Source organism: Bacillus cereus group sp. BfR-BA-01379, from assembly GCF_022663605.1.
Classification (GTDB): Bacteria; Bacillota; Bacilli; order Bacillales; family Bacillaceae_G; genus Bacillus_A; species Bacillus_A mobilis.
In genome coordinates this window covers 1-237 of the sequence record NZ_JAKUFT010000290.1, presented here as the reverse complement: position 1 = coordinate 237, position 237 = coordinate 1, and the positions used below count along the sequence as shown (strand labels likewise).

The window sequence follows — 237 nt, the reverse complement described above, 5'->3', positions numbered from 1 at the left end:
TCGCTCCAGTTACACCTTGAGGCCCTATAGGTCCCTGTATACCTTGTGGACCTTGATCTCCAGTTGCTCCCGTTATCCCTTGAATCCCCTGAACCCCTTGAATACCTTGCTCACCAGTTACTCCCGTCGGACCAGGAATACCTTGAATACCTTGCGGACCTTCTGGACCAGTTGGTCCAATTGGCCCTTGAACCCCTTGGATTCCTTGCAGCCCCTGTGCTCCTGTTTCTCCTGTAC

At 53.2% G+C, this 237-nt stretch carries 1 pseudogene; it reads right to left on the bottom strand.

Annotated elements, in window-relative coordinates:
* Positions 1–237: pseudogene (locus MR113_RS27905) on the bottom strand (collagen-like protein); the annotation flags it as partial.